At 63.1% G+C, this 17,689-nt stretch carries 21 protein-coding genes; 13 read left to right on the top strand and 8 right to left on the bottom strand.

Going from position 1 to position 17,689, the window contains the following annotated elements; all coding sequences use genetic code 11:
* From AB7F41_RS01610 to AB7F41_RS01590, 5 genes are all read left to right on the top strand, one after another.
* A partial coding sequence (locus AB7F41_RS01610) for a methane monooxygenase/ammonia monooxygenase subunit B (protein WP_428385687.1) occupies positions 1 to 199 on the top strand: 199 nt, incomplete at its 5' end.
* A gap of 441 nt (positions 200 to 640) precedes the next feature.
* The gene (locus AB7F41_RS01605) at positions 641 to 1,252 is read left to right on the top strand and encodes a hypothetical protein (protein ID WP_428385689.1); all 612 of its coding nucleotides are present in this window, start codon (positions 641 to 643) and stop codon (positions 1,250 to 1,252) included.
* Positions 1,253 to 1,315: 63 nt separating this feature from the next.
* Positions 1,316 to 1,732: a copper resistance CopC family protein gene (locus AB7F41_RS01600; RefSeq protein WP_428385691.1), complete on the top strand. Its 417-nt coding sequence runs from the start codon at positions 1,316 to 1,318 to the stop codon at positions 1,730 to 1,732.
* Between the two features lie 113 nt (positions 1,733 to 1,845).
* Positions 1,846 to 3,798 carry a CopD family protein gene (locus tag AB7F41_RS01595; protein ID WP_428385692.1) on the top strand — a complete coding sequence of 651 codons (1,953 nt, stop codon included), beginning with the start codon at positions 1,846 to 1,848 and terminating at the stop codon, positions 3,796 to 3,798.
* Positions 3,799 to 3,912: 114 nt separating this feature from the next.
* Positions 3,913 to 4,488: a copper chaperone PCu(A)C gene (locus tag AB7F41_RS01590; protein ID WP_428385694.1), complete on the top strand. Its 576-nt coding sequence runs from the start codon at positions 3,913 to 3,915 to the stop codon at positions 4,486 to 4,488.
* 166 nt (positions 4,489 to 4,654) lie between these two features.
* On the opposite strand, the gene AB7F41_RS01585 is transcribed toward AB7F41_RS01590, so the two are convergent.
* Entirely contained in the window at positions 4,655 to 4,888 is a 234-nt protein-coding gene (locus AB7F41_RS01585) for a hypothetical protein (RefSeq protein WP_428385696.1), read from the bottom strand.
* A 480-nt stretch (positions 4,889 to 5,368) separates the two neighbouring features.
* On the opposite strand from AB7F41_RS01585, the gene AB7F41_RS01580 reads away from it, so the two are divergent.
* Together AB7F41_RS01580 and AB7F41_RS01575 are read left to right on the top strand one after the other, a co-directional pair.
* Positions 5,369 to 6,571 (top strand): pyridoxal phosphate-dependent aminotransferase, encoded by a 1,203-nt coding sequence (locus tag AB7F41_RS01580; protein WP_428385698.1) that lies wholly within the window; start codon positions 5,369 to 5,371, stop codon positions 6,569 to 6,571.
* Between the two features lie 183 nt (positions 6,572 to 6,754).
* Positions 6,755 to 7,303 (top strand): SRPBCC family protein, encoded by a 549-nt coding sequence (locus tag AB7F41_RS01575; RefSeq protein WP_428385700.1) that lies wholly within the window; start codon positions 6,755 to 6,757, stop codon positions 7,301 to 7,303.
* 464 nt (positions 7,304 to 7,767) lie between these two features.
* Here AB7F41_RS01575 and AB7F41_RS01570 read toward each other — a convergent pair whose 3' ends face one another.
* Positions 7,768 to 8,364 carry a superoxide dismutase gene (locus AB7F41_RS01570; protein ID WP_428406417.1) on the bottom strand — a complete coding sequence of 199 codons (597 nt, stop codon included), beginning with the start codon at positions 8,362 to 8,364 and terminating at the stop codon, positions 7,768 to 7,770.
* A gap of 285 nt (positions 8,365 to 8,649) precedes the next feature.
* Between AB7F41_RS01570 and AB7F41_RS01565 the strand changes: the two genes are divergently transcribed.
* Positions 8,650 to 9,117 (top strand): hypothetical protein, encoded by a 468-nt coding sequence (locus AB7F41_RS01565; protein ID WP_428385704.1) that lies wholly within the window; start codon positions 8,650 to 8,652, stop codon positions 9,115 to 9,117.
* Positions 9,118 to 9,124: 7 nt separating this feature from the next.
* Here AB7F41_RS01565 and AB7F41_RS01560 read toward each other — a convergent pair whose 3' ends face one another.
* From AB7F41_RS01560 to AB7F41_RS01550, 3 genes are read right to left on the bottom strand one after another with little or no spacing between them, the layout of a single operon-like run.
* Positions 9,125 to 10,063: a CBS domain-containing protein gene (locus AB7F41_RS01560; protein ID WP_428385706.1), complete on the bottom strand. Its 939-nt coding sequence runs from the start codon at positions 10,061 to 10,063 to the stop codon at positions 9,125 to 9,127.
* A 33-nt stretch (positions 10,064 to 10,096) separates the two neighbouring features.
* Positions 10,097 to 10,897: an exodeoxyribonuclease III gene (locus AB7F41_RS01555; RefSeq protein ID WP_428385708.1), complete on the bottom strand. Its 801-nt coding sequence runs from the start codon at positions 10,895 to 10,897 to the stop codon at positions 10,097 to 10,099.
* Positions 10,898 to 10,918: 21 nt separating this feature from the next.
* Positions 10,919 to 11,998, bottom strand: a complete 1,080-nt coding sequence (locus AB7F41_RS01550) for a YcjF family protein (RefSeq protein WP_428385710.1) — start codon at positions 11,996 to 11,998, stop codon at positions 10,919 to 10,921.
* A gap of 231 nt (positions 11,999 to 12,229) precedes the next feature.
* Between AB7F41_RS01550 and plsY the strand changes: the two genes are divergently transcribed.
* Complete coding sequence (gene plsY / locus AB7F41_RS01545) at positions 12,230 to 12,823, top strand: glycerol-3-phosphate 1-O-acyltransferase PlsY (RefSeq protein ID WP_428385711.1); 594 nt, start codon at positions 12,230 to 12,232, stop codon at positions 12,821 to 12,823.
* Positions 12,820 to 14,088, top strand: a complete 1,269-nt coding sequence (gene dprA, locus AB7F41_RS01540; RefSeq protein ID WP_428385713.1) for a DNA-processing protein DprA — start codon at positions 12,820 to 12,822, stop codon at positions 14,086 to 14,088. The genes plsY and dprA overlap by 4 nt, the downstream gene beginning before the upstream one ends.
* A 1-nt stretch (position 14,089) precedes the next feature.
* Here dprA and AB7F41_RS01535 read toward each other — a convergent pair whose 3' ends face one another.
* Together AB7F41_RS01535 and ruvX are read right to left on the bottom strand one after the other, a co-directional pair.
* Positions 14,090 to 14,212, bottom strand: coding sequence for a hypothetical protein (locus AB7F41_RS01535; RefSeq protein ID WP_428385715.1), 123 nt, complete (start codon positions 14,210 to 14,212; stop codon positions 14,090 to 14,092).
* 263 nt (positions 14,213 to 14,475) lie between these two features.
* Positions 14,476 to 14,940, bottom strand: coding sequence for a Holliday junction resolvase RuvX (gene ruvX, locus AB7F41_RS01530; RefSeq protein ID WP_428385720.1), 465 nt, complete (start codon positions 14,938 to 14,940; stop codon positions 14,476 to 14,478).
* A 151-nt stretch (positions 14,941 to 15,091) separates the two neighbouring features.
* On the opposite strand from ruvX, the gene gatC reads away from it, so the two are divergent.
* Genes gatC through AB7F41_RS01515 form a run of 3 tightly spaced genes read left to right on the top strand, consistent with a single transcriptional unit; the run spans position 15,092 to position 17,304 of the window.
* On the top strand, positions 15,092 to 15,379 hold the full coding sequence (gatC, locus tag AB7F41_RS01525) for an Asp-tRNA(Asn)/Glu-tRNA(Gln) amidotransferase subunit GatC (RefSeq protein ID WP_428385717.1): 288 nt from the start codon (positions 15,092 to 15,094) through the stop codon (positions 15,377 to 15,379).
* A 51-nt stretch (positions 15,380 to 15,430) separates the two neighbouring features.
* On the top strand, positions 15,431 to 16,924 hold the full coding sequence (gatA, locus tag AB7F41_RS01520; protein ID WP_428406416.1) for an Asp-tRNA(Asn)/Glu-tRNA(Gln) amidotransferase subunit GatA: 1,494 nt from the start codon (positions 15,431 to 15,433) through the stop codon (positions 16,922 to 16,924).
* Positions 16,921 to 17,304, top strand: coding sequence for a chorismate mutase (locus AB7F41_RS01515; protein ID WP_428384855.1), 384 nt, complete (start codon positions 16,921 to 16,923; stop codon positions 17,302 to 17,304). The genes gatA and AB7F41_RS01515 overlap by 4 nt, the downstream gene beginning before the upstream one ends.
* On the opposite strand, the gene AB7F41_RS01510 is transcribed toward AB7F41_RS01515, so the two are convergent.
* Positions 17,271 to 17,603: a PGPGW domain-containing protein gene (locus AB7F41_RS01510; RefSeq protein ID WP_428384857.1), complete on the bottom strand. Its 333-nt coding sequence runs from the start codon at positions 17,601 to 17,603 to the stop codon at positions 17,271 to 17,273. The two genes, AB7F41_RS01515 and AB7F41_RS01510, sit on opposite strands and share 34 nt — an antisense overlap.
* Positions 17,604 to 17,689: the final 86 nt, after the last annotated feature.

The following is a 17,689-nucleotide window of genomic DNA, read 5'->3' as shown; positions in this document are numbered from 1 at the left end:
CGCGCCGGGCGAGACGAAGGAAATCGCCGTGAAGGTGCAGGACGCGCGTTGGGACATCGAGCGTCTGTCTGACCTGGCTTACGACACCGACAGCCAGATCGGCGGCCTGCTGATGTTCTTCTCGCCGTCGGGACGCCGCTTCGCGGCTGAAATCGGCGGTCCGGTCATTCCGAAGTTCGTCGCCGGCGACATGCCCTAAGCGAACTGCCGACTACCGACAAAAGCCCCCGGTCCAAAAGACCGGGGGTTTCTTTTTTGCGCGGCGCGCGACGCGCGTTTTGCGTCGCCGCAGTCGCGATACGCGTGGCAGGCATTCCCTCGTGGCCCTCTCCGATTTTCAACTCCTCGAGACGTGCGGCGCAACGTCTTGCGCAATGCGGCGCGAGATAGGGCGCGGCATTGCCTTTGACGGTTGAATCAACGAGGTGGTGCGTCCTTTCGACGCAAATTGGATGGCCGTTTTCGCTCGCGTCAATTTGTGTCATTTGTCAAAAGTAGGTTCAGCTTCGGGCGGCGCAGCCATGCATTGGCGATAACAAGTGGAGCCGAGTGCCGAAAATCCGCTATAGAAGATGCGGGTCATGCAATCGTCGCCAGCAAGAGCGACAGCTCTGGAAACATCATCGATCGAGGGATGGAAATGAAGAATTGGCGTAGGCTCGCAGGCGTAGTTCTTGGCGCGCTTTTGTCGCTGGCGTTCACCACGCCGTTGCGCGCAGAGGGCGGTGCGGGTCCGGAAGCCATGACGATGGGCAATATGTGCATGGTCATGTTCGGCTATGACATGATCCACATCACGGCCTATCAACCGGGCAAATCGCGCAGCGAATATTGCGCCGAAATTCCGACGTCCGGCCCGACGATTCTGGTGTTCGACATCGAAAATCCCGCGTTCCGCGATCTGCCGCTCGAACTGCGGATCATTCGCGATCCGCTGACGCCGATCACCAAGGACACCGATCTCGAGGCGCTGACGGAGGTCTATCGTCCGGCGACCAAATACACCAAGGGCACCTTCAACCTTGAACATGATTTCAAGAATGATGGCCATTACATCGGGCTGGTGACTTTGACCCGCGCAGACGGCACACAGGAGACGTCGCAGTTCAAATTCACGGTCGGAGAGACCCTGTGGGCATGGGTGCCTCAGATCGCCGGAACGGTGCTCATCGCCGGAATCGTTTTCGTATATTGGAGACACACCCACCCGAGTTCAAAGAAGAAGGATCCCGCCGGCGCCGCCGCGTCTTGAACGCGGCGTCCCGGGTAAACATCTCAAGAAAAAAGGAGGCGCAACGCCTCCGGGGGAGACGCCATGACTTATGCTGACAAGAGTTCGCAGGCGCGGACGCGACGTCGCGCAGCGCTCGGTTTCGCCGTCGGCGGGGTTTTCGCCATCGCCATAGCGGCGGTTGCGGCGACGCCGGCGCTCGCGCACTCCTTCCTGGTCGACGCCACGCCGTCGTCGAAGGAGCATGTGGCGGCGCCGCCGAAGACGATCAAGCTGCGTTTTGGCGGCGGAGTCGAGCCGCCATATTCGAAGATCACCGTAGAGACGCCCGACGGAAAGGTGCTCGGCGAAGGCAATAGCGCTGTCCCCGGCAAGCCGCGGGAGTTGGCGGCGGAGGCGCCGGAACTCGCGCCCGGCAAATATATCGTGCGCTACCGCGTGCTCTCGAGCGATGGTCACATCGTCGAGGGGAACTACGAGTTCACTGTCGACGCGAAATAAGCGCAATCGGGCAAATGATCTGCTTGCGGCTATGCTTACGCGGGAGGCTGCGCGTTTCTCGCATCCGCGCGCGAGCATAGGAGATCAGCGCCAGAGGACATCGGCGAACGAAAATGTATCTCTCCCTAGCGGCGATCCGCTTCCTTCTGAGCCTTCCCTCGGCGCTCGCCGTCGGACTTTTGCTGCTGCCGCGTCTCATTGGCGAAGACGGCGCGCGGTTCAAGCCCGCCGTCGCAGCGCTGGCGCTCATGCGCGCGGTTCTGGGCTTCGCTCTGCTCTATGTCACGGCGCTCTCGATCTTTCCGGCCGATAAGCCTGTCGAATTCAACGCGCTTGTCGCGTTCGCCTCCAACACGACGGTCGGGAACGCCTGGATCGCGACGCAGCTGATCGCGTTCCTCTTCGCGGGTCTCACAGTGGCGCGTCTCTTCGTCGCCTCTGAAATGCTTGAACGCGTGACGCTGTGGGTCGGCATCATCCTTGTGGCGGTCGTTTCGGTGACCGGCCACGCCGTCGACGATGGTTTGCCGCGCTGGACGCAGGCGAGCTTCCTTCTCCATACGGCGGCCGGCCTCACTTGGCTCGGCGGCCTGCTGGGCCTTGTCTGGTGGATGTTCACCGCGCATGGCAAGCCGCCGGAGGTTGCGGCCGAGCTTGCCGAGCGGTGGTCGTTCATCGCGAAAATCGCCATGGCGATCGTCGCGATCAGCGGAATCGCGATCGCCTGGGAGAACGTCGGCAGCATTCCCAATATGCTCGCGACGCCTTACGGCCGACTACTGACGCTGAAGCTCGTCTTCTTGTGCGGCGTTCTGCTCGCGGCGCTGGCGCTCGCGCGTTACATCACGCGACGCCCGGAAGGCGAATTCGACGTCACTTGGTACAGCAAGATCGGCGCGGGCGAGTCGGTCTTCGCGCTCGCGCTGCTTTCGATCGCCGGCTATATCGCGGTCATTACGCCGGCCGCGCATGAGACCAGCCTGTATTGGCCGCTGCCGTTTCGGCTGTCCTACGATGCGACCTGGGGACAGAACCCGGCGATGTTCAGCGCCATCTGGTGGTGGGGCGTTGGCGGCGTCATTCTCGCGGTCGTCGCGGCGCTGATCTGGTGGACTCCAAAGACGCGGGAATACCGTCTCTATGCGACGCCGGCGGTCTCCGTCGTCGCGTTGCTCGCGCTCGCCGTGTCGTTTGCGACAGAGGCTTATACCGACACCTATGACGATCCGACCCAGGACTATACCGCCGAATCCGTGTCGCGCGGGCTGGATCATTTCAAGGAGAATTGCGTCGGCTGCCATGGCGCGCAGGGCGAGGGCAATGGTCCGCTCGCCAAAGATCTCAAGAATGATAAGGGCATCCTCGTGCAGCCCGCCGATTTGACGGCCCCGCACGTCGGCACGCATACGATCGGCGATATCTTTCACTGGCTCACGCATGGCGGCCAGAGCGGCGTCATGCCGGCGTTTGGCGAGCAGCTCGATGTCGACGATCGGTGGGACGTCATCAACTTTCTGCTGATGATCTCCTATTCAAATCGTTCGCGCTTCATGAGTCCTCAGGCCATGATCCAATGGCTGATCGCGCCCGATTTCGCGCTGGTCGATCCCGAGGAGGAGGTGACATCGCTCTACAGGCTGCGCGGCGTGCCGACGCTGATCTCCTTCGCGCGCTGCGGCGCGGCCGCCAGCGATCCGCAGGCCAGCGCCGTAAGCGTGGATCCCCAGAGTCACGCCGCGAGCGTGAAATTGGCGCATGAGGCGACAAAAACCGCGGGCGCCAATCATGTGACGATCTACGACGCCGCCTGTCCCCAGGACGCGAAGGGTCGGGAGGCCGTTCATCCGAAGTCGGTCGAGGTCGCCTATTCGGTGATCAATCGCTACCCTAATGAAACGCCGTCAGAGGAAATCGAGGAAGCGCATTTCCTCGTCGATCGTTCCGGCTACATTCGCGCGCGTTTCCGCACATTCACGCCCGACAATGGGAATGCCCAGAAACTGTCGGCTCTCGTCTCCGAATTCGCACGTGAACCCTTGATCGAGATCAATCTGCATTCGCATTAGCGGGCAGATTGTCGCAAGCGCAAGGGCGGCGCGACGGTATCTGTTGAGCGCCCCCTTGGTCATGAAGCTACGAGGCCGGCTAATAGAAGTCCGGCGTAGAAAGGGAGAGGCACGATGCTAAAGCGGCGCGAATTTTTGCTGACCGGCGGAACACTGCTGACGGGCTCGGCGCTCGGGCTCTTCGCCCTGCGCGGCTCCGCAGCGGCGCATGAATATGACGTCGGCGACCTGAAAGTCGAGCATCCCTGGCTTCGCGCGCCGGTCGATGGCGACAACAAGGCTCAGTTCTTTGCGATGCTGCACAACAACGGCGCGACCGCCGACAAGCTGATCGCGGTCAAGTCGGAGAAGTTCGGCAAGGCGGAGATCCACGGCGATCCCAAAAAGCTGGACCTCATCACGCCGGTCGTCCTGCCGCCGAAGTCGAAAGTCACGCTTGCGCCGGGCGGCGCTTATGTGACGCTCCTGGACATCAAGAAGCATCTTGAGGTTGGCTGGGGCCTGGAGATGACGCTTGTCTTCGAAAAGGCCGGCGAAGTGGTCATCGATGCGGCTATCGATGCGCCGGATGCGGCCCATGCGCATGACGCCGAGGCCATGGAGCGCTGGCAGAAGGCGCATGGACAGGACTCGGCCGGACCGAAGGAAAGCGTTCCGGCCCATCACGAGCATCACATGGAAAAGAAGTGATTTAGCAGCAGTGACGGTGACGTCACTGTGAATTCAGCCGGCGGCTGCGGCCGCCGGCCGCTTTTTCGGCGACTCGTGGAAGACGGCGTGCGGAAAGCGGCGGCCGGAAAAAAATGCGCGCGTCAATCGACGCGCGCTATTTTAACGTTCGGCAGTCTGAGGGGGCTCAGCGGTCGATCGTCACCAGCCGGCCCGCAAATACGCCGCCATCGGTCGCCACCGGCGTGGCCTTCTGCCCGGGGGCGTTAATCGGCAGGGCGAAGCCAAGAACAAACGCAGCCACCGCCATCGCGGCGACAAGCAAGAGTGAAACTCTAAACTGGCGACGCGCCGAATCCCTGTCAAAGCTCCGTGTGAACGCGGGCTCCATCTGATCTTCAAATTTGTCAACGAGCGACATTTTTCCTGATCCTCTCGCATTCGCCCTTTGTAACGCTTGCGCCTCTCCCCAAGGCACGCGCGCGATTGACTCGCGTCGCCGCGTTCTCAAGATAGAAACGAGGATGCGGTGAAAAAGTTGCATGAAAATTCAGAAATTTTATAAATTTTTAAGAAGTGCGCGAAAGAAGATTAACTGCGCGTAATATTGATTCGACAAACTTTAGCAAGACTCACAGAGCCGATTGGGCAAGCGTTTTCGCAGCGCCTTGTTTTCCCTTCAGAAAAATCGAATGCAGCAGAGCTGACGATCGCGTCGGCGCCATGGCCTCGCGCGATCGGCCGATCCAAATTCCCCGTCGCGATACTGCGCCGAATGGTTAAGCGCTTCGGTCTTTCGACGGGCCTGCTCAACGCCCGCCGCTTCACAAATCTCATTGCGGCGTTGCGACGCGCAAATTATGGTGCGGCGCACTATCCCCTCCGCAGGAACTCTACTGCAATGACTTTCCTCGCCAACGCCCTGTCGCGCGTGAAGCCCTCAGCGACCATTGCTGTGACGCAGAAGGCGCGCGACTTGCGCGCGCAGGGCAGGGAGGTGATCAGCCTCTCCGTCGGCGAGCCGGATTTCGATACGCCCGAACACATCCGCGCGGCCGGAAAAGCGGCGATCGACCGCGGCGAGACGCGCTATCCGCCGGTGCTTGGAATCCCGCAACTGCGGGAGGCGGTCGCAAGAAAATTCAAGCGCGAAAACAACTTGGACTACAAGGCCGCTGACACGATCGTCGCCACCGGCGGCAAGCATATCCTGTTCAACGCTTTTCTTGCGACGCTCAACCCGGGCGACGAAGTCATCATCCCGGCGCCCTATTGGGTCAGCTATCCGGAGATGGTGGCGATCTGCGGCGGAACGACAGTCGTCGTCGACACGCGGATGGAGGACGGTTTCAAGCTGCAGCCCGAGGCGCTGGAGCGGGCGATAACGCCGAACACCAAGTGGCTGGTGCTGAACTCGCCGTCAAATCCGTCCGGCGCGGCCTATAGTTTCGACGAAATGAAGAAGGTCACCGACGTTCTGCTGCGTCATCCGCAGGTGCATGTCCTGACCGACGACATCTACGAGCACCTCGTCTATGGCGATTTCAAATTCGTCACGCCGGCTCAGGTCGAGCCGGCGCTGATGGAGCGGACGCTCACCATGAACGGGGTGTCGAAGGCCTACGCCATGACCGGCTGGCGCATCGGCTATGCGGCGGGGCCCAGCGCCCTGATCAAGGCCATGGACCTGCTACAGGGCCAGCAGACGTCGGGCGCCTGTTCGATCGCGCAATGGGCGGCGGTGGAGGCGCTCGAAGGGCCTCAAGACCACCTCGCCGTGTTCCGCCACGCCTTCCAGGAGCGACGCGACCTCGTCGTGTCGATGCTCAATCAGGCGAAATATCTGAAATGTCCGACGCCGGAAGGGGCGTTCTACGTATTTCCCTCCTGCGCAGAGGCGATCGGACGCAAAACCCCGGAAGGGAAGGTCATCGAATCCGACGAGGACTTCGTGACGGAGCTTCTGGGGACGCAGGGCGTCGCGGTGGTTCATGGCTCGGCCTTCGGGGTCGGGCCGAACTTCCGCGTCTCTTACGCCGCATCCAACGCGCTGCTCGAAGACGCTTGCAGGAAAATCCAGGCCTTCTGCGGAAGCCTCGCCTAGCCGGATGATTCGTTGCGCATTGCGCGCGCCGTTCTAAACTGACGCCGAGCGCCAGGCGGCGGGTCGTGCGCGAGCGCTTCGCCAAGCAAGGAAGCGAAGCCTCGGCGCGGGAAGCGCGGAACTGAATGGCGGTCCGGCGGGCATTGGCCGACGGACGCCAACTCTTTGCCGGAGACCTGCATCATGACAATCTTCGCGCTCTTTTTCCTCGCCCTCGTCAGCGCTCTGATCGCCTATGTTTCCTTTCTGCCCGACGACTTCCGCATTGCGCGCTCGACTGTGATCGACGCGCCGCCGGAAGTCATCTTCCGCCACATCAACGACTTCCACGATTGGGTCGACTGGTCGCCCTGGGCGAAACTCGATCCCAATATGAAGACCGAATACGGAGGAACGCCGCAAGGCTACGGCGCGACATACGCCTGGTCAGGCAACAAGCAGGTCGGCGTCGGCAAGATGGAAATCGTCGAGAGCCGCCAAGGCGAACGCATTCGCATCAAGCTCGACTTCACCAAGCCCTTCAAGGCCCGGCACGACGTGCAATTCGATCTCAAGCCTCTGGGCGAGAGCGCAACGGAAGTCACCTGGGCGATGTCCGGCCATCATGAATTCGTCGGCAAGGCGATGTACAGATTTTTGAATATCGACAAGGCGCTCGGCGGGCAGTTCGATCGAGGCCTCGCCGACCTGAAGCGAATCGTCGAATCGCAGCCGAAAATCGCCGCGAACTGATCGCCGCTGAGCGGCTCATCGAGCCGCGATGGAAGCCGATCCTGCGCTTTCGCCTGCAGGTCGCCGCGATCACGAACGTCGCGCTCTGCGCAATTCCCGCCGGCGCGCAATTTTTCGAGCGCGCCAACAAGATGGCGCGCTCGCCGCCGCCGACATGACCGTTCAGCAGATGGACGCCGACCGGGCCGATTTCGGCGTGGCTGTGGTTCTCATGTTGGCGACCACGCGCGCGCATAGGATAGCGATGCGCCGCGGCCGGGGACCTATCCGCTGAATGTCGCCACGCAGAATTAGACGAGGACGCCAACGGCTTTCGAAGCGGCGCGACGGCAATAGCAAAATTCGACTGCCGCGGCGGCCGTGCTGGCCTTTGCGGCGCTTCCGCCGCTCGCCGCACTATCATTCACAATGCAAAAAAAACGCGGCGCGCGGATGAGGCGCGCCGCGCGAAAATCGAGAAAGGCTTATGACGCCGCGTCGAACATTTCCTCGACATGCTCCCAGTTGACGAGATGGTCGAGGAACGCCTTGAGGTAATCGGCGCGACGATTGCGATAGTCGATGTAATAGGAGTGTTCCCAGACGTCGGCGACGAGGATTGGCGCCGCGCCGTGGATCAGCGGATTCTCGGCGTTCGGCGTCTTGCGGACGGCGACTTTTCCATCCTTCAACTCCAGCCATATCCAGCCGGAGCCGAATTGGCCGAGGCCTTCCTTCTGGAACTCTTCGCGGAATTTATCGACTGAGCCGAAGGACTCGATGATGGCTTTTTCCACCTTTCCGGGAATCGCGCCGCCGCCGTTCGGTTTCATCCATTTCCAATAATGGTGATGGTTGTAGTGCTGGGCGACGTTGTTGAAGATGGGCATGTTGCGGTTATAGGCGGTGGCGATCACTTCTTCGATCGGCTTGCCTTCATATTCCGTGCCCTTGACCAGATTATTGGCGTTGGTGACATAGGTCGCGTGATGCTTGTCGTGGTGGTATTCGAACGATTCGCGCGAAAGATAAGGCTGCAGAGCGTCATATGGATAAGGCAGGTCTTCCAGCGTGAAGGACATTATTCTCTCCCGAAAAGGTTTAGACGAGCGTAGCCTGTCAGCCTCAGCTGCACGCGCTTAACTAGACCCGCGCGTCGCATGCGGCAATATCGCGGCGCCCGCAAACGGCTGCGCTATGTTCGCTTTTTGGCGACAAGGACGCGCGGCTCGTCCGCAACCGCGTTACGCTGCAATCTTCGGGCCGTTCGCCCGGGCGATCGCCGTCGGCGCGTCCGGCGCAGTTCATGTGGCGGTCAGCATGCCCTGTGGTAGGTTCCCGACCGGACACACACACGAAGGATGACGATGAGACGTTATGGCCTGGGCGTCATCTTCCTCGGGCTCGCGCTTGCGCTTTCAGGCGCGTATGCGATGTGGGCCGGGTGGGATTACATTCAGCTCGAGCGCGGTTGGAGCCTCTTCATTGCGGGCGCCACGGCGGTCTCGGGCGGCGTCGTCACGATCGCGCTCGGGCGGACGATCGGCGTCCTCGGGCGCATCGCCGAAAAAGGCTCCGCGACGCCCGAGTTGGTCGTGATGGAGTCCGCCGCTCCCGAATCCGCTGAAGACGCGCGCGGAGAGGCGCGGCCGCCGCAACAGCGGCCCGCGACGGCGCTGAAGCCGCCGGTGGAAGTCGACCGTTACACGGCCGGCGGGGCGGACTATGTGATGTTCTCTGACGGTTCGGTCGAAGTGCAGACCGAGGGCGGTGCCGCGCGGCGTTATCCTTCGCTTGCCGCGCTGCGCGCGGAAACCGGCGTCGGCGGCGGCTGACCGCCGCTCAATTGCCGGTGGGCCACATCAGGAACAGCGCGGCGTCGCCCGGCATACCTTCCGGGAAGTCGACGATTTGGGCGGCGATGCGGAAACCACGCGGGTGCAATTCGTTGCGCCAGCGCCGGAAAACGTCGGCCGGCTCGCCGCGCAGAGTCTCCGGCCAACGGGGGTCCGGCGCATTGATCGCGCGGCCGCCGTCCGTGCAAAGCTGCGACGGGAAGCGGATCAGCACATGTTCCGTCAGACCTGACGCCGCGCTGCGGCGCGCCTGTTCCAGCATCTCGCGCCATTGGGCGTCCGTCAGCCGCTGACTTGCAAGGTCGCGAATGCGTTGATCGCGCAGCTCGGCCGCCGCATGACGAAGTTCGACGCGCTCCTGTTCGAGCGCTCGCTCATGCGCGGCGACGAGCTCGCGAAATTCCTGCGCCGTCGCGACGGCACAGCGGTCGCCGGGCTGCTGCGGAATCGAGATCAGCGGACCGCGCCGATGCGCCTCCAGCGCCATCGCCGCAAAACCTCCCGCCATCGCCTCCATGACTTCCTTGCGCAGGAGGAGGCCGATGATCTTATGGCCTTCGACGACTGGAATCCGCTTGAGGCTGTGGCTCTCCATGATCTTTGCGACATCGGGAACTTTCGCGACGTCCGGGATCGATATCGCCGGAGTCGTCATGACTTCGCGCAACGCGCGCCCATTGGCGTGAAATACGGTCTTTGGCCTGTTGCGCAGCAGGAATGCCGGAATGGCGCCCAACTCGGGCAGAGGCTGCGATCGCGACTCTTCGAGATTGCTGCGCGTCACGATGCCGATCGGCGACAGGTCGTCGTCGACCACCGGCACGGCGCCCAGGCCGCAATCGGCGAGAAGTTTCGCCACATAATCGAGGTCTGCGTCCGCCGTTACGTAAGGGAAGTCGCTGTTCATCAGATCGCGCGCGATCATGCCGCCGTTTCGCCTCCCGATCCTTTTCCGCAGTTAGTCAGACAGTTCGACCGTCACCGGCACATGGTCGGACGGGCGCGTCCAGTTGCGCGCGTCGCGTAGCACGTCAAGACGCTTCAGCCCGCCGCCCAGCGCTTCGCTCACCAGAATATGATCGAGCCGGCGTCCCCGGTTGGACGCCTGCCAATCGGCGGCGCGATAGCTCCACCAAGTATAAAGCTTTTCTTCCTGGGGAACGAAGTGCCGCATGGCGTCGATCCATGCGCCGGCGCGGAACACCTCCGTCAGCTTTTCAACTTCGACCGGCGTATGACTCACGACTTTGAGCAGCGCCTTATGGCTCCACACGTCATGTTCGAGCGGCGCGACATTCAGATCTCCGACCAGCACCACGCGGCCGCGCGCGACGCCCTCGGTCGTGATCCAGTCGCGCATTTCGTCAAGGAAATCCAGCTTGTGCTGGAACTTCGGATTGATCTCGACGTCGGGCTCGTCGCCGCCTGCGGGCACGTAGAAATTGTGCAGCGAGATCGGGCCGCTCGCCGCGTCGATCTCCACGCAAATGTGGCGCGCGTCGCCCTTTTCGCAGAAGTCGCGCTTTTCGACGAAGCGCAACGGCCGCTTCGAAACGACCGCCACCCCGTGGTAGCCCTTCTGGCCGTTGATCGCGATATGCTGATAGCCGAGCGCTTGGAGATCCTTCATCGGGAACTCGGCGTCCCGACATTTCGTCTCCTGCAGACAAAGCACGTCCGGCGCGCGGCTCTTGAGGAATTCGGCGACGAGCGGCAGGCGCAGCCGCACGGAGTTGATGTTCCAGGTGGTGATCTTCAAGCCTGCTGCTTCCAACTCGAATTAGCTCTTTGTCGCGTCGCCGCGAAAAAGAAAAGGCGCGACGTCGCTGACGCCCGGCTGCTTCTCGGCGATGAACGGCGTCGGTCGGCAGACGGCCATGGCGGACAGGCCGACTCGCGCGGTGAGAAGTCCATTTAGCACGCCCTCGCCGAGTTTTGCCGAAATGCGCGAGGCGATTCCGTGGCCCAGCGCCTGCTGAAGGATCGAGTCGCCGACCGCCATGCCGCCGGTGATGGCGAGATGGGCGCCGACCGAGCGGGCGAGCTTGAAGAAGCCGAAAAGTCCCGGTCTTCCGCCGTAGATCTCCGCGATTTTTCGCATCAGCACGATGGCCTGGCCGACGACAAACAGGACGTCGAGGAGCGCCCGCGGGCTGATCGCCGTCACCACGGAGACGCGTTTGGCGGCGCTGGCGATCGCGCGCCGCGCCTCGTCGTCGAGCGGCGCGACGAGATTGCGCTCGGCGAGCGTAATCAAATCGCGTCCATCGATAATCTGCTTCAGATAGTCGTTGAGCAGCGCGCGCGCCCGGCCGGTGTTCGGACGATGCTCATAGAGCTCGCAAAGTTCGCCGACGCGTTCGCGCGCAGCTTTCCCGTCGTCGCTTGCATGCGCCTCGGCGAGCGCCGCATGCAGCTTGGCGATGCGATTCTGCCGGCCGATCGCGCGAAACTCGCGCATGGCGGTGATAATGGCCGCGACCGCCGCCAGTCCCGCGAGCCCCAGTCCAACCATTCCAAGAATGGCCGAGTGGCGGAACAGGTCTTCGACGATCCCCCAGATCCACATCATCAGGGCTAAGGATAAAAGACCGCTGACGGCCGACACGAAGACGCCGCCCCACGAGAAGACGTAGCGGCGCAGCATGCCGTTCGCCTGCGCGGCTTCGACGGCGGCCTCGTCTCCGGTCATGCCGTCGGCGATCTGCGCGGCCTCGCGGGCGAAAATGTCAAACTCCGGCTCGACGACCTCGACGGACGACCTTCCGCCCTCATCGGTCCGCGGCGTCGGCTTGGCGGTGACCGTCTGGTCGCCGTCAAGGCGGAAAGCCCGTGGGCGCGGCCTGCGTTGCTCAGTCATATCAACCCTGATTTTTTGGCTTTCTTAGCGCCTCACGCACAAAAATGCGATGCGCCGATTTTGTCGCCGGCGCGTCCGGGAAGCGATTTCCGTGGCAAAGGGGCGGGAGGGCCGCACTGAGCGCCGAAAGTCGTCGGAGCGATCGGGATCAAAAACGCTTATTGCGGCGCAGTAGCGCCTACTTTAGCATCACCGAGCCTTTCGCCGTCGAGAAGTATCGCGTTTTAGCGAATGACCCCTATCCTTTCCGACCTTGCCGCCCTTTCAATCGGATATCTGCTCGGCTCCATACCTTTCGGTCTGTTGCTGACGCGCCTGGCGGGCACGACCGACCTGCGCTCGATCGGCTCCGGCAATATCGGCGCGACCAATGTCCTGCGCACCGGTCGAAAGGACCTGGCGGCGGCGACGCTGCTGCTCGACGGGCTGAAGGGCGTGGCGGCGGTTCTCATTGGCGCATCGCTCTCGCCCGAGGGCGGCATGATCGCCGGGCTTGCGGCGTTCATCGGACATATTGCGCCTGTCTGGCTGCATTTTAAGGGCGGCAAGGGCGTGGCAACCTTTCTTGGCGTGCTTTTTGGCCTGAGCTGGCCGGCCGCGCTGATCTTTTGCGTGGTCTGGCTGTCTGCGGCGGCGCTGTCGCGCTATTCGTCGCTCGGCGCGCTGACCGCGAGCGTGGCGGCGCCCGTCGCTCTCTTCCTGCTCGGCCATCGAGCCGAAGCCCTTTTCGTGGCGGCGATGGCCGCAATCGTCTTCTACAGACATCGCGAAAATATCGCTCGGCTGCGCGCCGGCACCGAGACCCGCATAGGACAGAAGGCGTGAGCGATGCCTCGCCAGGGCGATTGAGCGATGCGCAGCTCATCGACTGGCTGAGGCTCATACGCAGCGAAAACGTCGGACCCCGCACCTTCCGACAGCTCATCAATCGGTTTGGCGGCGCCGGCGCGGCGCTTGACGCCCTGCCGTCCCTCGCCGCGCGGTCGCTGCGGGGCAGGACGATTCGCATCGCCACGCGCGAAGAGGCGCTGCGCGAAATTGACGCGGCGCGCGCGCTGGGCGTGCGCCTGATCACCACCGGCGATCCGGACTATCCGCCGCTGCTGCGCGAAATCGCCGACGCCCCGCCGCTGATCGCCGTGCGAGGCTCCTCCTGGACCGCGCAGCGCGACAGCGTCGCGATCGTCGGCTCGCGCAATGCTTCGGCCGCAGGCCTCGCCTTCGCTGAACGTCTCGCGCGCAGCCTTGCGGCGGAAAACTACGTCGTCGTCTCGGGTCTCGCGCGCGGCGTCGACGCCGTCGCGCATCGCGCCACGCTCGAAACCGGAACGATCGCCGTGCTGGCGGGCGGCCACGCGCGCCCCTATCCGTCAGAACATGCGCAACTGATGGAGGCGATCGCCGAACGCGGACTGATCGTCTCTGAAATGCCGATCGAGTGGGAGCCGCGCGGCCGCGATTTTCCGCGCAGAAACCGGATCATTTCCGGACTCAGCCGCGGCACGATCGTGGTCGAGGCGGCGCGCCGTTCCGGCTCGCTGATCACGGCGCGATTCGCAAATGAGCAGGGCAGGGAGGTTTTCGCCGTTCCAGGCTCGCCGCTCGATCCGCGCGCCGAAGGCGTCAACGATCTGATCCGTCAGGGCGCGACCTTATGCGCGCGTCCCGAGGACGTGATCTCGGTCCTCGCCGAAAACGCCGGCGCGCCGGCGCGCAAGAATCTGTTCGACGACGACTCGCTCGAGGGCGAGGAAATTCTCATCGACGAACTGGATCTGTTCTCCGGCGCTGAGGACTCCGCGTTTGAGGAGAGACCGGCTCCAAAGCGCTTTTCGGCGCCGAGCCCGCCAGCGGATTGCGCCGCCGATCTCGAGGGTGGCGCGCCGAACGCCGCCGCGCCTCACCCTGACGCGCATGAGATCATCCTCGGCCTGCTCGGACCCGCGCCGATCGCGATCGACGATCTCATCCGCGTCGCCGGACTGACTGCGCCGGAGGTGCAGGGGGTGCTCGTCGAACTCGACATTGAGGGACGCCTGCAGCGCCACGGCGCCAACAGCGTTTCGCTGTTATACAACTTTAAGTTGTAATCTAGGCGGAGCGATCGATCGGATAGCCGCCGAGTTCGCGCGCCCGCATGTCAGCCTCAGCGCGCGCCAAAGTCAGAAAATAGCTCAGCATGGGCATGTCGCAGCGACCAGCGAGTTTCGCCATTTCGTCCGCCATATCCGCGATGTATGACGCGATTGACGCCGCTTCTTCATTGGCTTTGGCGTTTTCGGCGGCGGTTCCGCGGGGCGCATTGGAAGTTTTTTGAGTGGCGTCCGGCCGGGGCATCGCTGTCAATCTCCACGGTCCACGGGGCGGTTCGTAATTCGTTAAGCATCAGACTTTCTTATGGTTTTCTTCCACTATGCCTTACCCCTGTCAAGAAAAAAATTCCATTATAAGTTGTAATAGCTTTTGATAATGGCGGCTTACAGTCGTTTCAGTCGGTCAAGCGCGCCCTGCAGGATATAGGCCGCCGCCATTCGATCCACGACTTCGGCGCGTTTGGCGCGCGAGGCGTCCTGCGCGATCAATTCGCGCGTCACGGCCGCCGTGGACAGGCGTTCGTCCCAGAAAGCGAAGGGCGGGGACGCCAACTTCGACAGATTGCGCATGAAGGCGCGCGTCGCCTGCGCGCGCGGCCCCTCCGTGCCGTCCATATTGAGCGGCAGCCCGACGACGAGCGCGCAGACCTCAAAATCGGCCGCCCGTTTGAGCAAGGCCGCGGAGTCCTGAGCAAATTTCGCTCGGCTGATCGTATCGAGCGGCGACGCCAGCCGCCGCTCGACGTCAGAAAGCGCCAGTCCGATCGTCTTTGTCCCGAGATCCAGGCCCATCAGACGGCCCTTGGGGGGCAGAAACGCCGCCAATTCTTCGAGGCTCGTCGCGCGCATGGTCACCGCGCTTTCGCTAGCACGCCATACGCCTTCCGCAAACTCCGCGGCGTGGCGCGCTCCTTTTTCCGCCTGTGATCGGTTCGCCCAACATTGCGCCGCGAAAGGTCAGGCGCTATAGCGCCTCGATACCTTTCTTGCGGAGCCCTAGATGTCCGTTGACTCTGCGACCGTCCGCCGGATCGCCCATCTCTCGCGCATCGCCATCGAAGACAGCGAGGTCGAGCGCCTCGGCGGCGAACTCAACGCCATTCTCGCTTTCGTCGAGACGCTGAGCACGGTCGACGTCGATGGCGTCGAACCGCTAACGTCGGCCTTGCCGATGCAAATGAAGAAGCGCGCCGACCTCGTCACGGACGGCGGCATCGCGGAAGAGATTCTCGCCAACGCGCCCTTGCGCGAGGATCATTATTTCGTCGTGCCCAAAGTGATCGAATAGCGATTCCGCGCAGCCGCGGCGCATGCGGCGATTCAGAGATTAAAGGGACAAATGTCCGATCCCACGCATCTTTCATTGGCCGAGGCGCGCGACGCTCTCAATGCAAAGCAGATCTCCGCCGTTGAGTTGGCGCAGGCGCATATCGACGCGATCGAGACGGCGCGCGCGTTGAACTGCTTCATAACGGAAACGCCGGAACGCGCATTGACCCAGGCGCGCGAGAGCGACGCGCGTCTCGCCCGCGGCGACGCGCGCGCGCTCGAAGGGCTGCCGCTCGGCATAAAGGATCTCTACTGCACCAAGGGCGTGAGAACGACGGCGGCGAGCCGAATTCTCGACGACTTCACGCCGACATATGAATCGACGGTGTCCGCCAATCTTCTCGGCGACGGCGCCGTCATGCTCGGCAAGCTCAATCTGGACGAATTCGCGATGGGTTCGTCGAACGAAACGAGCGCTTTCGGTCCGGTCGTTTCGCCTTGGCGGCGCGCCGCCGACCTTGCCGCGAAGATTGTGCCCGGCGGTTCGTCGGGCGGCTCCTCGGCGGCTGTGGCGGCGCATCTTTGCCTCGGCGCGACCGCGACCGACACCGGCGGCTCGATCCGTCAGCCCGCAGCCTTCACCGGCACTGTCGGCGTCAAGCCGACCTACGGCCGCTGCTCGCGCTGGGGCATCGTCGCCTTCGCCTCGTCGCTCGATCAGGCGGGCCCGATCACCCGCACGGTGCGCGACGCGGCGATCATGCTCAGATCGATGGCGGGCCACGATCCGAAGGACACGACCAGCGTCAATGCGCCGGTGCCGGACTATGAAGCCGCCGTCGGCGCATCGGTCAAAGGACGTCGCATCGGCGTGCCGAAGGAATACCGCCTCGAGGGAATGTCGGCGGAGATCGCCGAGTTATGGGATAAGGGCGCCGCTTGGCTGAAGGACGCGGGCGCCGAGATCGTCGAAATCTCGCTGCCGCATACGCGCTACGCCTTGCCGACATATTACATCATCGCGCCGGCGGAGGCGTCGTCCAATCTCGCGCGCTACGACGGCGTGCGGTACGGTCGCCGCGAGCAGGGCCGCGACATCATAGATATGTACGAAAGGACGCGCGCCGCCGGTTTTGGTTCGGAAGTGAGGCGGCGCATCATGATCGGCACCTATGTGCTCTCCGCCGGCTATTACGACGCCTACTATCTTCGCGCGCAGAAAGTGCGCAGCCTGATCAAGCGCGACTTTGACGAGGTCTTCGCATCTGGGATCGACGCGGTCCTGACGCCGGCGACGCCTTCGACCGCCTTCGCGCAGGGAGAGAAGGGCGCCGCCGATCCCGTCGAGATGTATCTCAACGACGTGTTCACCGTTACAGTGAATATGGCCGGTCTGCCCGGCGTCGCCGTCCCCGGCGGGCTCGCGACGAACGGCTTGCCGTTGGGACTGCAACTCATCGGCAAAGCATTCGACGAAGAGACGCTGTTTTCGCTCGCCGCGGCGATTGAACAGGCCGCGCCGAAGATCGAACTTCCGCAGCCGTGGTGGCGCGAGGCCCGATGATGACGACGCCAGGCGCTGAGAAGGACATTGCGGAACGTTCGCAGCAGACGCTGCAGGATGAAATGTCCGACGTGCGCCGCTTGATCGATGAACTGGACGAAGAGCTCGTCGTCCTCTTGGCGAAGCGGCAACGACAGATCGAGCGCGCGGCGCGGATCAAACCTGCGCTTGGCGTTCCCGCCAATGTCCCTGAGCGCGTCGACGAAGTGCTGGCGCATGTGCTTGGCGTCGCCAGACGGGAGGCTCTTTCGGTCGAGGTCGCGCTCAACCTTTGGCGCGCGCTGGTCGACTGGTCGATCTCTTATGAAGAGCGTCTGATGGGCGACCGCGCGCCAAAGAGCGATTCTCAGACGTCGTCTGAGGGCGGCGAGTCCGCCTGATCGCCCGCGCGCGTGCGCGTCTTCACGCGGACGAAGCCGTTGCGTATGGACCAGCGCAGGGCCTTCAGCGACCACCGGTGGATGCGCCGCGATAGCCTGCGGGCGCGCGGCGAATGCGGCGCCAGGATCGCGAGGCCGACCGGCACCATCCACACGCCGAAGATGGGAAGCGGCGCAAGTATGGTTCCGCCGACGATCAGACCCACGCCGACCGGAATGCTCACATGGCGGGGCGCGCCGCTCATGCGCGCGATCAGGCCCTTTCGGCGGCGGCGCTCTGAAATATTGTCGTCGGCCATCTCGCCATCTTCTCCTTGCCGCGCGCCGGCCGTTCCGCTCCGGTGAAGCGTGGTTTATATGGTAGCAGCACTTTAAGCGAGGCAGA

Source organism: Methylocystis sp. (assembly GCF_050251305.1).
Classification (GTDB): Bacteria; Pseudomonadota; Alphaproteobacteria; order Rhizobiales; family Beijerinckiaceae; genus Methylocystis.
Note: the sequence above shows the minus strand (reverse complement) of the source record. Positions and strands in the feature narration are given on the sequence as shown.

What these genes read in the sequence shown, in the direction of transcription:
- AB7F41_RS01550 (WP_428385710.1), bottom strand. Translation starts at nt 11,998, where the DNA reads ATGACTGAGCAACGCAGGCCGCGCCCACGGGCTTTCCGCCTTGACGGC.
- AB7F41_RS01600 (WP_428385691.1), top strand. Translation starts at nt 1,316, where the DNA reads ATGACTTATGCTGACAAGAGTTCGCAGGCGCGGACGCGACGTCGCGCA.
- AB7F41_RS01580 (WP_428385698.1), top strand. Translation starts at nt 5,369, where the DNA reads ATGACTTTCCTCGCCAACGCCCTGTCGCGCGTGAAGCCCTCAGCGACC.
- ruvX (WP_428385720.1), bottom strand. Translation starts at nt 14,940, where the DNA reads ATGCGCGCGACGAGCCTCGAAGAATTGGCGGCGTTTCTGCCCCCCAAG.
- AB7F41_RS01570 (WP_428406417.1), bottom strand. Translation starts at nt 8,364, where the DNA reads ATGTCCTTCACGCTGGAAGACCTGCCTTATCCATATGACGCTCTGCAG.
- AB7F41_RS01535 (WP_428385715.1), bottom strand. Translation starts at nt 14,212, where the DNA reads ATGGCGAAACTCGCTGGTCGCTGCGACATGCCCATGCTGAGCTATTTT.
- AB7F41_RS01605 (WP_428385689.1), top strand. Translation starts at nt 641, where the DNA reads ATGAAGAATTGGCGTAGGCTCGCAGGCGTAGTTCTTGGCGCGCTTTTG.
- AB7F41_RS01585 (WP_428385696.1), bottom strand. Translation starts at nt 4,888, where the DNA reads ATGTCGCTCGTTGACAAATTTGAAGATCAGATGGAGCCCGCGTTCACA.
- AB7F41_RS01595 (WP_428385692.1), top strand. Translation starts at nt 1,846, where the DNA reads ATGTATCTCTCCCTAGCGGCGATCCGCTTCCTTCTGAGCCTTCCCTCG.
- AB7F41_RS01590 (WP_428385694.1), top strand. Translation starts at nt 3,913, where the DNA reads ATGCTAAAGCGGCGCGAATTTTTGCTGACCGGCGGAACACTGCTGACG.
- gatA (WP_428406416.1), top strand. Translation starts at nt 15,431, where the DNA reads ATGTCCGATCCCACGCATCTTTCATTGGCCGAGGCGCGCGACGCTCTC.
- AB7F41_RS01510 (WP_428384857.1), bottom strand. Translation starts at nt 17,603, where the DNA reads ATGGCCGACGACAATATTTCAGAGCGCCGCCGCCGAAAGGGCCTGATC.
- AB7F41_RS01575 (WP_428385700.1), top strand. Translation starts at nt 6,755, where the DNA reads ATGACAATCTTCGCGCTCTTTTTCCTCGCCCTCGTCAGCGCTCTGATC.
- gatC (WP_428385717.1), top strand. Translation starts at nt 15,092, where the DNA reads ATGTCCGTTGACTCTGCGACCGTCCGCCGGATCGCCCATCTCTCGCGC.
- AB7F41_RS01560 (WP_428385706.1), bottom strand. Translation starts at nt 10,063, where the DNA reads ATGATCGCGCGCGATCTGATGAACAGCGACTTCCCTTACGTAACGGCG.
- plsY (WP_428385711.1), top strand. Translation starts at nt 12,230, where the DNA reads ATGACCCCTATCCTTTCCGACCTTGCCGCCCTTTCAATCGGATATCTG.
- AB7F41_RS01565 (WP_428385704.1), top strand. Translation starts at nt 8,650, where the DNA reads ATGAGACGTTATGGCCTGGGCGTCATCTTCCTCGGGCTCGCGCTTGCG.
- AB7F41_RS01515 (WP_428384855.1), top strand. Translation starts at nt 16,921, where the DNA reads ATGATGACGACGCCAGGCGCTGAGAAGGACATTGCGGAACGTTCGCAG.